Raw genomic sequence first — 13,640 nt, 5'->3', positions numbered from 1 at the left:
GATCTTCACGTAGAAGTCCTTCGCCCGGTCGACATCGCTGACCGGGACGAAGATGAGTTCGATCTTCCAGTCCATCACGCACTCCTCCTGCCGGCTCCGTCACCCGTCGGCCCTCACAGTACGCGGGGCCTCCGACACCGCCAGAGGAGTCAGAGCCAGCCCTTATCGGACGCGATCCGCACCGCCTGCGCCCGGTTCTCGGCACCGGTCTTGCCGATCGCGGCGGAGAGGTGGTTGCGCACGGTGCCCGCCGACAGGAACACCTCCGCCGCGATGGCCGCCGCGGATCGTCCGTCGGCGGCGAGCCGCAGCACCTGCCGCTCCCGGTCGCTCAGCGGGTTGGCTCCCTCGAACAGGCTCTCCTCGGCGAGTTTCGGATCGAGCACTCGGAGTCCGGCGTGCACGCGGCGCACGGCCGCGGCGAGCTCCTCGGCCGGGGTGTCCTTCACCACGAACCCGCTCGCCCCGGCGTCGAGCGCCGCGCGCAGGTATCCGGGTCGTGCGAACGTGGTCACCACGAGCACGCGCGTCTGCGGACTGACCGCGCGGATCCGCGTCGTCGCCTCGACGCCGTCCACCCTCGGCATCTGGATGTCCATCAGACACACGTCCGGCTGCAGCTCCTCCGCCAGGCGCAGCGCCTCCGCGCCGTCCGCTGCCAGGCCCTGCACCTGGAGATCCGGCTCCAGGTCGAGAAGGGCCCCGAGCGCCCCGCGCACGAGTGCCTGGTCGTCGGCGATGAGCAGCCGGATCGGAACCATCGGGGCCGCGGTCACCACGTCACCTCCACCAGCGTGCCCGCCGCCTCGCCCGGCCGCACGGCGAATCCGGCCGCCGCCGCCGCCGCGCGCTCCCGCATCCCCCGGATGCCGTTTGCCCTCGCGATGCCCGGTCCCGGACGCAGGCCCGACACCGTCGTCCTCCACGGTGAGCACGCCCGGAGCGATGCGCACACGGACGGCCGCGGCACCGGAGTGCCGCAGCGTGTTGGTCGTCGCCTCGCGAGGATCCAGCTCGCCGTGATCGCCTGGACCGGCGATGAGGGCGTCCGGGGGTCCCGTCCACGACGAGCGCGATGTCGGCGGCGCGCAGCGAGTCCTCGGTCGAGGCGAGCTGCTCGACGAGGGTCGTCGCCCGCGCACCGGCGACGGTCTGCCGCACTCCGGCGATGGCCTCCGCGGTCAGACGTTCGATGTCGGCGAGCTCGGCCTTGGCGCGCTCCGGTCGGAGTCCATCAGCCGCCGCACGAGCTGTGCCTTGAGTCCGACGACCGTCAGCGAGTGGCCGATGAGGTCGTGCACGTCGCGCGCCACGGCCTCCCGCCCCTCGCTGGTCGCCAGCTCCCTGCCAGCTGCTCCGCCTCCGCCGAGCGCACGATGAGCCAGGTCGAGACCGTGTTCACGACGCCGAGGAGGGCGACGATCGCGAGGACGGACAGGTAGGAGAGGTTGTCGGGGATGAGGAAGACGCAGCCGGCCGCCACCACGAGCGCGGCGATGGTCGTGATCCAGTGCCAGGCACGGGTCAGTCCGTACGAGGCGAACGACATGATGAACGGCAGGAAGCTCAGCGCCGACCCGCCCACCGCCGGGATCGTGATCAGCGCGCAGGCGATGAGCGCGGCGAACGTGAACCACTGTCGCCGCGAGGGGGGTGCGACCGAGGCCGCCTCCGCCGCGCATGCCGTGCATGAACCCCGTCACATAGAGGACGATGAACGCCACAAGCGCGCCACCCATCCCGTGACGACCCACGCCGGCGGAGCGGCGGAGGCGAGCAGCGCGAGGACCGGGTAGATCAGGAACACGAGCCAGACGACGGCCATCAGCCAGCCGAACCGTGCCCAGGGGTCCTTGCCCGTCCCGGATCGGGCGTCCGCCTCCCGGCCCTCCTGCATCGTCATCCGTCCAACCTACTGTCGCGCCGGGGGCGCTCACCGCCGTGACCGTGAGCGCCGCACGCCCATCGTCACCAGCACCGCGAAGACGACGAGCCAGACCCGCGACGTTGAGGAGCAGCATCCACAGCTCATCCGTCTGCCCCGTCGTCAGCACGCCCTCCGTGAGCGGCCACCGGCTCAGGGCGACGAAGCCGTACAAGGCGGTGAACCGGGCGATGTCGAGCATGACGCCGTCGAGCGGCATGAACACGTTGCCGAAGAAGGCGAAGAAGGTCATCGAGATGGACGCGAGCGCGGCGGCGGAGTCGGAGCCGAAGAACAGGCCGACCCCGAGCCCGTAGAGGCCGAACATGAGGCCGATGCCGAGGATGAGGGCGGCGGTCACGACCCAGCGCCAGGCGCCGTCCGCCTCCGCGCCGGTGAGCAGCCCGGCGACGAACACCGCGACGAGGGCGAGCGCCGCGAACGACACGGCGGTGAGCAGCTTCGTCAGGGCGTAGCCGGTGGTCGTCAGCGGCGTCATCGCGAGCTGCCTTCCCCACCCCTGTTGGGCCTCGGTGGCCGCGAGCGAGTGTGAGCGAGCTCATCGCCACCGCGGTGCCGTAGGCCGCCATCGAGACCATCACGTAGAAGGAGACGTTGCCGTTGCCGGCAGAAAGCGTGCCGTACCCCATGCCCGCACCGAAGAGCAGGTACATGGCCACGGGCATGGCGAGGGTGAAGGCGAGCGTGTAGGGGTTGCGCAGTTGGCGCAGCCCCTCGATGCGCAGCATGGTGGGCGAGACGGTCGTGGTCATGTCAGTCCTCCGTGAGGGCGGTGAAGGCGGTCTCGAGCGTGGGGGCGGTGATCTCCAGGTCGTGCGCTCCCCCGTCGAGCAGCAGGCGGGCGGCGGCGTCGGAGTCGGTGGCGCGGAGGCTGAGGCGGTCCCCGTCGATGCGCACGCCCGTCACGCCCTCCGCGGCGGTCAGCGCGGCGACCAGCGCGTCCGACACGGCGGGCACGGTGGCCGAGACCGTGCGCTCGCCCAGGCTCGCGCGGAGCAGGGCGGTGGGCGCGTCCGCGACGACGGTGCCCCGATGCATGACCACCGTGCGGCGGGCGAACTGCTCCGCCTCCTCCAGATAGTGCGTGGCGAACACGATCGTGCGCCCGGCGTCCGCGTCGGCACGCATCACGTCCCAGAAGGTGGCGCCGCGCGGTGACGTCCATACCGGCGGTCGGCTCATCGAGCACGAGGATGTCGGGATCGGAGATCATCGCGAGCGCGAACTTCACGCGCTGCTGCTCGCCGCCCGAGCACTTGGACACCCGGCGGCGCGCGAGACCGGCGAGGTCGGCACGGCGCATCACCTCCGGCACGCGTGCGAGGGCTTCCCGCCCGTAGAGCGAGGCGATCAGCCGCACGGTCTCGCCGACGGTGAGGTCGCCGAGCAGCCCCCCGGTCTGCAGCACGGCTCCGATGGCCCCGTTCGCGGTGGCCCGCTCCGGAGCCGCCCCGAGCACGCGCACGGTCCCGCTGCTGGGGGCGGTGAGCCCGAGGAGCATGTCGAGTGTGGTGGTCTTGCCCGCGCCGTTGGGGCCGAGCAGGGCGACCACCTCGCCGCGCCGGATGGAGAGGTCGACACCGTCGACGGCCGGCACGCGGCGCTCGCCGCTGCCGAAGTGCTTGCGCAGGTCGATCAGCTCCAGCGCCACGGGTCTGTCATCGACGGCGGGGGACGCGGAGGACGACGCGACGCGCGGTGCCGCCTCCTGCACGGATGTCTCGTTCATGCCTCCAGCCTCGCGCCGGAGCGCGCGGCCGTCCGGAGGGCGGTGTCATCTCCTCGGCATGACACGTGTCATGCCGAGGGTCAGCGCGCCGGCAGCAGCGCCCCGTCCAGGAACTTCGCCAGCTCGTCCACGCCGTCCAGCGGGAGGATCGCGGCGACGTACTGGTCCGGACGCACGACGATCACGACGCCGTCGCGGGACAGCTCCCGCGCCTCGAAGATGTCCGTCTCGCACCACTTGCTCGGGCCCGCGGCGTAGACCTTCTCCCAGTCGGTGAGTCCGAGCGGGCCGGTCTTCGGCTGGAAGAGCTCGGGCGTCGTCGTGACCTCGACCTCCTCGAAGGGCTGCTGGTACACGGCCTTCACGTCGAACACGGCGTCGGCGTCGGCGTCGGCCGGGGTGAACCGCGCGAACACGGGCGCCGCCTCCTCCGCCCACGCGGCGAGCGCCTCCCCGGTCCGGTCGCCGAAGGCGTAGACCCGCCAGCGGCCGTCGGCCTTCGCATGGTGCCCGAGGTGGACGACGTTGCCGTCCCCGACCCGCACGACCTCCGCCGACTTGAAGCGCTTGCCCAGCGGGTAGCCGACCGCGAGCTCCTGATGGGCGTCGGTGCCGGTGATCATGGAGGACGTGTACTGGGTCATGAAACCGGAGGGGAACTCGGCCGTCGCGAGGTAGTACGTGGCCAGCTCGTTCGGGTCGGAGATCTCCTCCGGCTTGCGGGCCATGAGGCTGGACCACTCGCGGTCGAAGTCGATGAGCTGCTGCGCGACGGGACGACGCTCGGCGCCGTACGTGGCGAGCAGCGCCTCGGGGGCACGGCCGCTCAGCACGGAACCGAGCTTCCAGCCGAGATTGAAGCCATCCTGCATCGACACGTTCATGCCCTGGCCGGCCTTGGCGCTGTGCGTGTGGCAGGCGTCGCCGGTGAGGAAGACCCGCGGGCTGCGATCGACGCCGGGGTCGACGTCGTCGAAGCCGTCCGTCACACGGTGGCCCACTTCGTAGACGCTGTGCCAGGCCACCTGCTTCACATCGAGCGTGTAGGGGTGGAGGATCGCGTTGGCGCGCCGGATGATCTCCTCGATGGGCGTCTGGCGCACGCGGTGGTCGTCGTCCGCGGCGACCTCGCCGAGATCGATGTACATGCGGCTGAGGTAGCCGCCCTCCCGCGGATGTGCAGGATGTTGCCGGCCTTGGAGTTGATCGCGCACTTGGTGCGCCAGTCCGGGAAGTCGGTGTTGACGAGCACGTCCATGACGCCCCAGGCGTGCGCGGCGCTCGCACCCACGTGCGTGCGTCCGATCGCCTGGCGCACCCCGCTCCGGGCTCCGTCGCAGCCCACCACGTACTTCGCCCGGACGATGCGCTCGTCCGCTTCCCCGACATGGCGGACGCGCACCTCGACCGGGTAGTCGCCCTCCTCGTGCACGGTGAGCCCGAGGAACTCGACGCCGTAGTCCGGCACGATCCGGCCGGGACCGTCGGCCGCCGCCTCGGCGAAGTAGTCGAGCACGCGCGCCTGGTTGACGATGAGGTGCGGGAACTCGCAGATGTCGTAGGCGTAGTCGGCGGTGCGGGTGGTCCGCACGATCTGATCGGGGTGCTCGGGATCGGGGCCCCAGAAGTTCATCCAGCCGATGTTGTAGGCCTCGGCGATGATGCGCTCGGCGAAGCCGAATGCCTGGAAGGTCTCCACGCTGCGGGGCTGGATGCCGTCGGCCTGCCCGAGGACGAGGCGGCCCTCGCGCTTCTCGATGATGCGGGTGGTGATGTCGGGGTACTGCGACATCTGTGCCGCGAGCAGCATGCCCGCGGGCCCGGAGCCGACGATGAGGACGTCGACCTCGTCGGGCAGGGCGGCGGGGCGGTCGATCCCGGTGCCGGCGGCGTCCTGCACGCGCGGGTCTCCGGACACATAGCCGTGGTGGTGGAACTGCATCGTCGTCGATTCCTTCCGGACGTCTTCGTCGGGTGTTGCGTCCAGGAACACGGTGTTCTATATTCGAACACAGTGTTCTACTATTGAACACAGCCTAGACCGGTGCCGCGCGCATCGCAAGGAGAGCCATGCCCGAGCGCCCCGCCGCCCCCGCGTCGCAGACGCTCAGTCGCGGCATCCGCATCCTCGAGGCGCTCGCCGACGCCCGCGGCGCGCTGACCATCGACGTCATCGCGGGGCGCCTCGACGTGCACCGGTCCATCGCCTACCGTCTCCTGCGCACGCTCGAGGATCACGGCCTCGTGACCCGCGATGCGAGCGGCGCCGTGAGCCTCGGCGCCCGCATGGCCGCTCTCGCCGCCGGCGTCGCCCACGACCTCCAGGCAGAGGCGTTGCCGGAGCTGACCGCCATCGCGAACGAGCTCGGCATGACCTGCTTCCTCGCCGTCCTCGATGGCGCCGAGTGCATCACCCTCGCCAGCGTCGAACCGCGGCACGCCGTCGCGAGCGTCGCCCAGCGCCCCGGCGCGCGGCACTCCGTCACGGTCGGCGCTCCCGGGAAGGCGATCCTCGCGCAGCTCGACCCGGCGGAGGTGCCCGTCGGCATCTCCCCCGCCCTGCGCGCCGACATCGACACCGCCGCCGCACGCGGCTATGCCACGAGCCACGACGAGGTCATCCCCACGGTGCAGTCCGTCGCCGTCCCGCTGCGTCTGCGCGGCCAGCGTCCTGCCGCGATCGCGGTCGTGCACGTGGCCACCGACCTGGACGACGGGGAGATCGCCGCGCGACTCCAGCGTTCCGCCGACCTCATCCGCTCAGCCCTCGAGGGCTGAGCCGGAACGCACGAGAGCGCACGCCCCCTCAGGGACGTGCGCTCTCGGATCGCCGGGTCAGACCTTCGCGAGCCCGCGGATCGGGCTGACGGACTGCTCCTCCTCGTGGTCCGGACCGAGCGGGATGCCCGACCGGTCGCGCAGCAGGAGCGTGGCGACGAGACCGAGGAGCGTCATGCCTGCGATGGTACCAGGTGACCGCCTCGGTGGAGCCGGTCTGATCGACGATGAACGTCGCGATGGTGGGCGCGAAGGCGCCACCGGCGATCGCGCCGATCGCGTAGGAGATGGAGACACCGGAGAACCGGATGCTCGCGGGGAACAGCTCGGTGTACAGCGCCGCCTGCGGCCCGTAGGTGAAGCCGAGGCCGATCGTGAGGATCGCGAGGCCCGCGAACAGCAGCCCCACCTCGCCGGTGTTGACGAGCGGGAACAGCGTGAACACGCCGACGAGCTGGAGCACCCAGCCGATGAGGTAGGTCGTGCGACGGCCGATGCGATCCGACACCCAGCCGGCCAGCAGCGTGGTCAGCAGCCAGGTCACGGCCGATCCGGTGACGGCCCACAGCACCGGCCCGCGCTCGAGCCCGATGGGTCCGTCGGGGTTCGTGGCGTAGCCCTGGATGTAGCCGCCGGTGGTCATGTAGCCCACGGCGTTGTTCCCGGCGAAGACGAGGGCTGCGATGATGACGAGCAGCAGGTGCTTGCGGAAGAGCTGCACGATCGGCATCTTCGCCTTCTCCTTGCGCTCGGCGAGCTCGGCGAACACCGGGCTCTCCTCCACGCGACGGCGGACGTAGTAGCCCACGAGGATCAGCACGACGCTGAGCAGGAACGGCACGCGCCAGCCCCAGGCGAGGAACTGGTCTCCCGGAGCGATCGCGGTCATCAGCGCCATGACGCCCGACGCCAGCAGCAGGCCGAGCGGCACGCCGATCTGCGGGGAGGCGCCGAAGATGCCGCGCTTCTTGCGCGGGGCGTGCTCGACGGCCATCAGCACCGCGCCGCCCCACTCGCCGCCGGCCGAGATGCCCTGCACGATGCGCAGCAGCACGAGGAGGATCGGCGCCATCACGCCGATGGTCTCGTAGGTGGGGAGCAGACCGATCAGGGCGGTCGCGGCGCCCATGAGGATCAGCGTCCACATCAGCACCGCCTTGCGGCCGAGCTTGTCGCCGTAGTGGCCCGCGAGGAACGCGCCGAGGGGCCGGAAGAGGAAGCTCACACCGACCGTGGCGAAGCCGACGAGAGCGCTGTTGGCGCCGAGCGGCGCGAAGAAGAGCTGTCCGAAGACGAGCCCGACCGCCGTGGCGTAGATGAAGAAGTCGTACCACTCGACGGTGGTCCCGACGACGGTGGCGAAGACGACACGACGCCGGTCGGCCGCCGTCGCGATGGTTCCGGTGGGTGTGAACCCATCCTGTGACTGCCCGCTCATGGGGTGTCTCCTTTGTGCTTGTGACCGCGTTGTCACGGCGCGCACGGACGTGAATCCGATCTGCTTGCCGAGGGGTGAGACGATGATATATGATTTCGGATACGACGCACAACGCGTCCTGACGAGCGCGAGGAGGCGCATCCGTGACGGACACAATCGCCCGCCCTGGAAGATCATCGCGATCCACCTGAGCTACGCCTCGCGGGCCGACCAGCGTGGTCGACGCCCCGCCCACCCCTCCTACTTCTTCAAGCCGGCCAGCTCGGTCGGCGCCTCCGGCGGCACCGTCGAGCGCCCCGCCGGCACCGAACTGCTCGCGTTCGAGGGGGAGATCGCACTGATCATCGGCGCCCCGGCCCGCCGGGTCGCCCTCGCCGACGCCTGGGATCACGTGCAGTGGGTGACCGCCTCGAACGACCTCGGCCTCTACGATCTGCGCGCGAACGACAAGGGCTCCAACGTCCGCTCCAAGGGCGGCGACGGGTACACCCCGCTCGGTCCCGAGCTGATCGACGCCCGCACGGTCGACCCGGCGGCCCTCCGCGTGCGCGCCTGGGTGAACGGCGAGCTCCGCCAGGACGACACCACCGCGGGCCTCATCTTCCCGCTGGCCCAGCTCGTCGCCGACCTCTCCCAGCACTTCACGCTGGAGACCGGCGACGTGATCCTCACCGGCACTCCCGCAGGATCCTCGGTCATCGTCCCCGGCGACGTGGTCGAGATCGAGGTCGACGCCCCGGACGCCCCCGGCGCTCCCACGTCGGGCCGCCTGATCACGACAGTCACGCAGGGCGATGTCCCCTTCGACGGCGACCTCGGTTCGCTCCCCGCCGTCGACGACCTCCAGCGCACCGAGGCCTGGGGCTCCCGCGAGGCCGCGGGCCTGCCCGCCGAGGACACCGCGCCCACGCTCACCCCCGAGCTCCGCGCCCAGCTTCTCGAAGCCCCCACCGCCGGCCTCTCGGCACAGCTGCGCAAGCGCGGACACCACTCCTGCTTCATCGACGGTGTCTCTGCGAACCTCCCGGACACGAAGATCGTCGGCACCGCGAAGACCCTGCGCTTCGTGCCGTTCCGCGAGGATCTCTTCCGGAGCCACGGAGGCGGGTACAACGCACAGAAGCGCGCGTTCGACGCCGTGGCCGAGGGCGAGATCATCGTCATCGAGGCCCGCGGCGACGCGACCACCGGCACGCTCGGCGACATCCTCGCCCTGCGCGCGCAGACCCGCGGTGCGGCGGGCGTGGTGACCGACGGCGGCGTCCGCGACTTCCAGGCCGTCGCCGAGATCGGACTGCCGGTCTTCTCCCAGGGCGCGCACCCGTCCGTACTCGGCCGCAAGCACGTGCCGTGGGACGTCGACGTGACGATCTCGTGCGGCGGTGCCACCGTGCAGCCCGGCGACATCATCGTCGGCGACAGCGACGGTGTGATCGTGATCCCGCCGGCTCTCGCCGCCGAGGTCGCCGCCGACGCCGTGGCCCAGGAGATCGAGGACGCCTGGATCGCCGAGCAGGTCGCCGCCGGACACCCGGTCGACGGCCTGTTCCCGATGAACGCCGAATGGCGCGCCCGCTACGAGCAGGCGACCGGCACCGGAGCGGAGCGGAAGTGAGCACGGTCGAGAGCGCCAGCAAGTCGGAGCAGGCGTACGCCTGGATCCGCGCGCGCATCTCGGCGCACACCTACGGTCCCGGCTACCGTCTGGTCCTCGGGCCGATCGCCGAGGAGCTGGGCATGAGCGTGGTCCCGGTGCGCGAGGCCATCCGCCGCCTGGAGGCCGAGGGGCTCGTGACCTTCGAGCGCAACGTCGGCGCCCGGGTGACCCTCGTGGACGAGGGCGAGTACGCGCACACCATGCAGACGCTCGGACTCGTCGAGGGTGCGGCGACCGCGCTGTCCGCTCCCCTGCTCGACGCGGACGCGCTCGCGCAGGCCGCGGAGGTCAACGAGCGCATGAGCCGCCTGCTCGACCACTTCGACCCCGCACACGTTCACCGAGCTCAACCGGCAGTTCCACTCCGTGCTGTTCGAGCCCTGCCCCAACCCGCACCTGCTCGACCTCGTGCACCGCGGCTGGGCCCGGCTGTCCGGCATCCGCGACTCGACCTTCGCCTACGTGCCCGGCCGCGCCCACCACTCGGTCGACGAGCACACCCAGATCCTCGAGCTCATCCGCGACGGCGCCGAGCCGCTGGAGATCGAGCTCGCCGCCCGCAACCACCGGTGGCGCACGAGGGACGCGTTCCTCGACGCCCTGCACACCCGTTCCGTCCCCGCCGAAGGAGAAGCATCATGACCGACTCCCGTATCCCCGCCGACCTGCCCGACCACATCCAGCACTACATCGACGGCGCCTTCGTCGACTCGATCGACGGCGACACGTTCGACGTGCTCGACCCGGTGACGAAACCAGACGTACACGACGGCAGCCGCCGGCAAGAAGGCCGACATCGAGCGGGCCGTCGCCGCCGCCAAGCGCGCCTTCGACGAAGGTCCCTGGCCGCGCATGCTCCCCCGCGAGCGCTCGCGCGTGCTGCACCGATCGCCGACATCGTGGAGTCGCGCGACGCCCGCCTTGCGGAGCTGGAGTCCTACGACTCCGGCCTACCGATCACGCAGGCCCTGGGCCAGGCCCGCCGCGCCGCCGAGAACTTCCGCTTCTTCGCCGACCTGATCGTCGCGCAGGCCGACGACGCCTTCAAGGTGCCCGGCAAGCAGATGAACTACGTCAACCGCAAGCCGATCGGTGTCGCGGGACTCATCACCCCCTGGAACACGCCGTTCATGCTGGAGTCGTGGAAGCTCGGGCCCGCGCTCGCGACCGGCAACACGGTCGTCCTCAAGCCGGCCGAGTTCACGCCCCTCTCCGCCTCGCTGTGGGCGGGCATCTTCGAGGAGGCGGGGCTCCCGCAGGGCGTCTTCAACCTCGTCAACGGCCTCGGTGAAGACGCCGGCGACGCCCTGGTGAAGCACCCCGACGTGCCGCTCATCTCCTTCACCGGCGAGAGCCGCACGGGACAGATCATCTTCGGCAACGCCGCCCCGTTCCTCAAGGGCCTGTCGATGGAGCTCGGCGGCAAGTCGCCCGCCGTGGTCTTCGCGGACGCCGACCTGGAGGCCGCCGTCGACGCCACGATCTTCGGCGTCTTCTCCCTCAACGGCGAGCGCTGCACCGCCGGGTCCCGCATCATCGTGGAGCGCTCGATCTACGACGAGTTCGTGGAGCGCTATGCCGCGCAGGCGCAGCGCGTCAAGGTCGGCTACCCGCACGACCCCGAGACCGAGGTCGGCGCGCTCGTGCACCCCGAGCACTACGACAAGGTGATGTCCTACGTCGAGATCGGCAAGACCGAGGGCCGCCTCGTCGCCGGCGGCGGTCGCCCCGAGGGCTTCGAGGAGGGGAACTTCGTCGCCCCGACGGTGTTCGCCGACGTGGCCCCCGACGCCCGCATCTTCCAGGAGGAGATCTTCGGCCCGGTCGTCGCGATCACCCCGTTCGACTCCGACGAGGAGGCGCTGGCGCTCGCGAACGACACGAAGTACGGCCTCGCGGCCTACATCTGGACGAACGACCTCAAGCGCGCCCACACGTTCGCGCAGTTCCGTCGAGGCCGGGATGGTGTGGCTGAACAGCAACAACGTCCGCGACCTGCGCACGCCCTTCGGCGGCGTGAAGGCGTCGGGCCTCGGCCACGAGGGCGGCTACCGCTCCATCGACTTCTACACCGACCAGCAGAGCGTGCACATCACGCTCGCCTCGACCCCGCACAACCCGACGTTCGGCAAGAACTGACGCCCCCGGACACAAGCAAGGACGCTGACATGACCGACAAGACCGCCAAGACCCTCACCTCCTCCGGCTACTACGTGAGCCAGGAGGCACCGATCCAGAGCGACAACCCCGTCGCGACGCCGAAGAGCACCCCGCCGGACATCCTGCGGTGCGCGTACATGGAGCTCGTCGTGACCGACCTGGCCGCCTCGCGCCAGTTCTACGTCGACATCCTGGGCCTGTACGTGACCGAGGAGGACGACGAGGCGATCTACCTGCGCTCGACCGAGGAGTTCATCCACCACAACCTCGTGCTGCGTCAGGGGCCGATCGCCGCGGTCGCCGCGTTCTCGTACCGGGTGCGCGCCGCGGAGGACCTCGACCGTGCCGTGGAGTTCTACACGGAGCTCGGCTGCGACGTCCGTCGGCAGGAGAACGGCTTCGTGAAGGGCATCGGCGACTCGGTGCGCGTCGTCGACCCGCTCGGCTTCCCGTACGAGTTCTTCTACGCCACCGAGCACGTGGAGCGCCTGTCCTGGCGGTACGACCTGCACACCCCCGGCGAGCTCGTGCGCCTCGACCACTTCAACCAGGTCACCCCTGACGTGCCGCGCGCGGTGCGCCACTACCAGGACCTCGGCTTCCGCGTGACCGAGGACATCCAGGACGACGAGGGCACCGTGTACGCCGCGTGGATGCGTCGCAAGCCCACCGTGCACGACACCGCGGCGACGGGCGGCGACGGTCCGCGCATGCACCACGTCGCCTTCGCCACGCACGAGAAGCACAACATCCTCGCGATCTGCGACAAGCTCGGGGCGCTGCGCCGCTCCGACGCCATCGAGCGCGGCCCCGGCCGGCACGGCGTCTCCAACGCGTTCTACCTCTACCTGCGCGACCCCGACGGCCACCCGCGTGGAGATCTACACGCAGGACTACTACACCGGTGACCCCGACAACCCTGTCGTCACCTGGGACGTGCACGACAACCAGCGCCGTGACTGGTGGGGTACCCCCGTCGTCCCCTCCTGGTACACCGACGCCTCGCTCGTGCTCGACCTCGACGGCAACCCGCAGCCGGTGATCGCCCGCACGGACTCCAGCGAGATGGCCGTGACGATCGGCGCCGACGGCTTCTCCTACACCCGCGCGGGCGAGGGCGAGACCTCGATGCCCGAGTACAAGCAGGGCGAGTACAAGCTCGGCCACCAGCTCTAGGGGTCCGGATGCTGTCTGAGGAGACGATCGCGCAGATCGCGGCGGAGCTCGCCGAGGCCGACCGCAACCCACGGGGTGATCCCGCGCATCACCGCGCGATACCCCGAGGCGACCGTGGAGGACTCGTACGCCATCCAGGGCGTGTGGCGGGACTCGCAGGTCGCGGCCGGACGTCGGCTCGTGGGCCGCAAGATCGGTCTGACGTCGAAGGCCATGCAGCAGGCGACGGGGATCACCGAACCCGACTACGGCGTCATGTTCGACGACACCGTGTACGAGTCCGGCGCGGAGATCCCCACCGATCACTTCTCCAACGTCCGCATCGAGGTCGAGCTCGCCTTCGTGCTCAAGGAGCCCCTGGAGGCCCCGACTGCACGCTGGACGACGCCCTCGCGCGATCGACTACGCCGTGCCGGCCCTCGAGGTGCTGAACTCGCACATCGAGCTCGAGGGCCGCACGATCGTCGACACCATCAGCGACAACGCCGCCTACGGGGCGATGGTGCTGGGGACGGTGCGCAAGCGCCCGGACGAGATCGACCTGCGGTGGGTCCCCGGCGTGCTCTCCCGCAACGGGGAGATCGAGGAGACCGGTGTCGCCGCAGGTGTGCTCGGCCACCCCGCCACCGGAGTCGCCTGGCTCGCGAACAAGTTCCATCAGCACGGCGCGCGTCTGGAGGCGGGCGAGATCATCCTGGCAGGATCGTTCACACGCCCGATGTGGGTGTCGCGCGGCGACGAGGTGCTGTGCGACTAC

General features: G+C 70.6%; 8 protein-coding genes and 7 pseudogenes. 7 read left to right on the top strand and 8 right to left on the bottom strand.

Annotated features, from left to right (window positions below; genetic code table 11):
- The 7 genes and pseudogenes from AB1285_RS20250 to AB1285_RS20220 all read right to left on the bottom strand — a co-directional run.
- A partial coding sequence (locus AB1285_RS20250; protein WP_429977763.1) for a VOC family protein occupies window positions 1-75 on the bottom strand: 75 nt, incomplete at its 3' end.
- 74 nt (window positions 76-149) lie between these two features.
- On the bottom strand, window positions 150-761 hold the full coding sequence (locus AB1285_RS20245) for a response regulator transcription factor (RefSeq protein WP_259952189.1): 612 nt from the start codon (window positions 759-761) through the stop codon (window positions 150-152).
- An 11-nt stretch (window positions 762-772) separates the two neighbouring features.
- On the bottom strand, window positions 773-913 hold the full coding sequence (locus tag AB1285_RS20240; protein ID WP_429977761.1) for a hypothetical protein: 141 nt from the start codon (window positions 911-913) through the stop codon (window positions 773-775).
- Window positions 914-1,181: 268 nt separating this feature from the next.
- A complete protein-coding gene (locus tag AB1285_RS20235) occupies window positions 1,182-2,423 on the bottom strand; it encodes a histidine kinase (RefSeq protein ID WP_429977760.1) in 1,242 nt (413 codons plus the stop codon).
- 275 nt (window positions 2,424-2,698) lie between these two features.
- Window positions 2,699-3,127 (bottom strand): hypothetical protein, encoded by a 429-nt coding sequence (locus tag AB1285_RS20230; RefSeq protein ID WP_429977764.1) that lies wholly within the window; start codon window positions 3,125-3,127, stop codon window positions 2,699-2,701.
- A gap of 46 nt (window positions 3,128-3,173) precedes the next feature.
- A pseudogene (locus tag AB1285_RS20225) lies at window positions 3,174-3,674 on the bottom strand (ATP-binding cassette domain-containing protein); the annotation flags it as partial.
- 80 nt (window positions 3,675-3,754) lie between these two features.
- Window positions 3,755-5,616: pseudogene (locus AB1285_RS20220) on the bottom strand (FAD-dependent monooxygenase).
- A 128-nt stretch (window positions 5,617-5,744) separates the two neighbouring features.
- Here AB1285_RS20220 and AB1285_RS20215 point away from each other — a divergent pair.
- Entirely contained in the window at window positions 5,745-6,452 is a 708-nt protein-coding gene (locus tag AB1285_RS20215; protein WP_259951973.1) for an IclR family transcriptional regulator, read from the top strand.
- 57 nt (window positions 6,453-6,509) lie between these two features.
- On the opposite strand, the pseudogene AB1285_RS20210 reads toward AB1285_RS20215, so the two are convergent.
- Window positions 6,510-7,890, bottom strand: a pseudogene (locus tag AB1285_RS20210) (MFS transporter).
- Window positions 7,891-7,972: 82 nt separating this feature from the next.
- On the opposite strand from AB1285_RS20210, the gene AB1285_RS20205 reads away from it, so the two are divergent.
- From AB1285_RS20205 to AB1285_RS20180, 6 genes and pseudogenes are all read left to right on the top strand, one after another.
- A complete protein-coding gene (locus AB1285_RS20205; RefSeq protein ID WP_429977759.1) occupies window positions 7,973-9,505 on the top strand; it encodes a fumarylacetoacetate hydrolase family protein in 1,533 nt (510 codons plus the stop codon).
- Window positions 9,454-10,189 (top strand): annotated as a pseudogene (locus tag AB1285_RS20200) (GntR family transcriptional regulator). Before AB1285_RS20205 ends, AB1285_RS20200 begins: the two are co-directional and overlap by 52 nt.
- A pseudogene (locus AB1285_RS20195) lies at window positions 10,186-11,433 on the top strand (aldehyde dehydrogenase family protein); the annotation flags it as partial. The pseudogenes AB1285_RS20200 and AB1285_RS20195, both read left to right, overlap by 4 nt.
- Window positions 11,434-11,509: 76 nt before the next feature.
- Complete coding sequence (locus tag AB1285_RS20190) at window positions 11,510-11,686, top strand: aldehyde dehydrogenase family protein (protein WP_429977762.1); 177 nt, start codon at window positions 11,510-11,512, stop codon at window positions 11,684-11,686.
- 29 nt (window positions 11,687-11,715) lie between these two features.
- Window positions 11,716-12,883 (top strand): annotated as a pseudogene (gene hpaD / locus AB1285_RS20185) (3,4-dihydroxyphenylacetate 2,3-dioxygenase).
- Between the two features lie 8 nt (window positions 12,884-12,891).
- A pseudogene (locus tag AB1285_RS20180) lies at window positions 12,892-13,640 on the top strand (2-keto-4-pentenoate hydratase); the annotation flags it as partial.

The organism is Microbacterium sp. NRRL B-14842 (assembly GCF_050470785.1).
The sequence above is the reverse complement of the archived record's forward strand: the minus strand, read 5'-3'. Positions and strand labels throughout refer to the sequence as shown.

Coding starts and splice junctions, on each gene's coding strand:
- AB1285_RS20245 (WP_259952189.1), bottom strand. CDS start 761: ATGGTTCCGATCCGGCTGCTCATCGCCGACGACCAGGCACTCGTGCGC.
- AB1285_RS20235 (WP_429977760.1), bottom strand. CDS start 2,423: ATGACGCCGCTGACGACCACCGGCTACGCCCTGACGAAGCTGCTCACC.
- AB1285_RS20230 (WP_429977764.1), bottom strand. CDS start 3,127: ATGAGCCGACCGCCGGTATGGACGTCACCGCGCGGCGCCACCTTCTGG.
- AB1285_RS20215 (WP_259951973.1), top strand. CDS start 5,745: ATGCCCGAGCGCCCCGCCGCCCCCGCGTCGCAGACGCTCAGTCGCGGC.
- AB1285_RS20205 (WP_429977759.1), top strand. CDS start 7,973: ATGATATATGATTTCGGATACGACGCACAACGCGTCCTGACGAGCGCG.
- AB1285_RS20190 (WP_429977762.1), top strand. CDS start 11,510: ATGGTGTGGCTGAACAGCAACAACGTCCGCGACCTGCGCACGCCCTTC.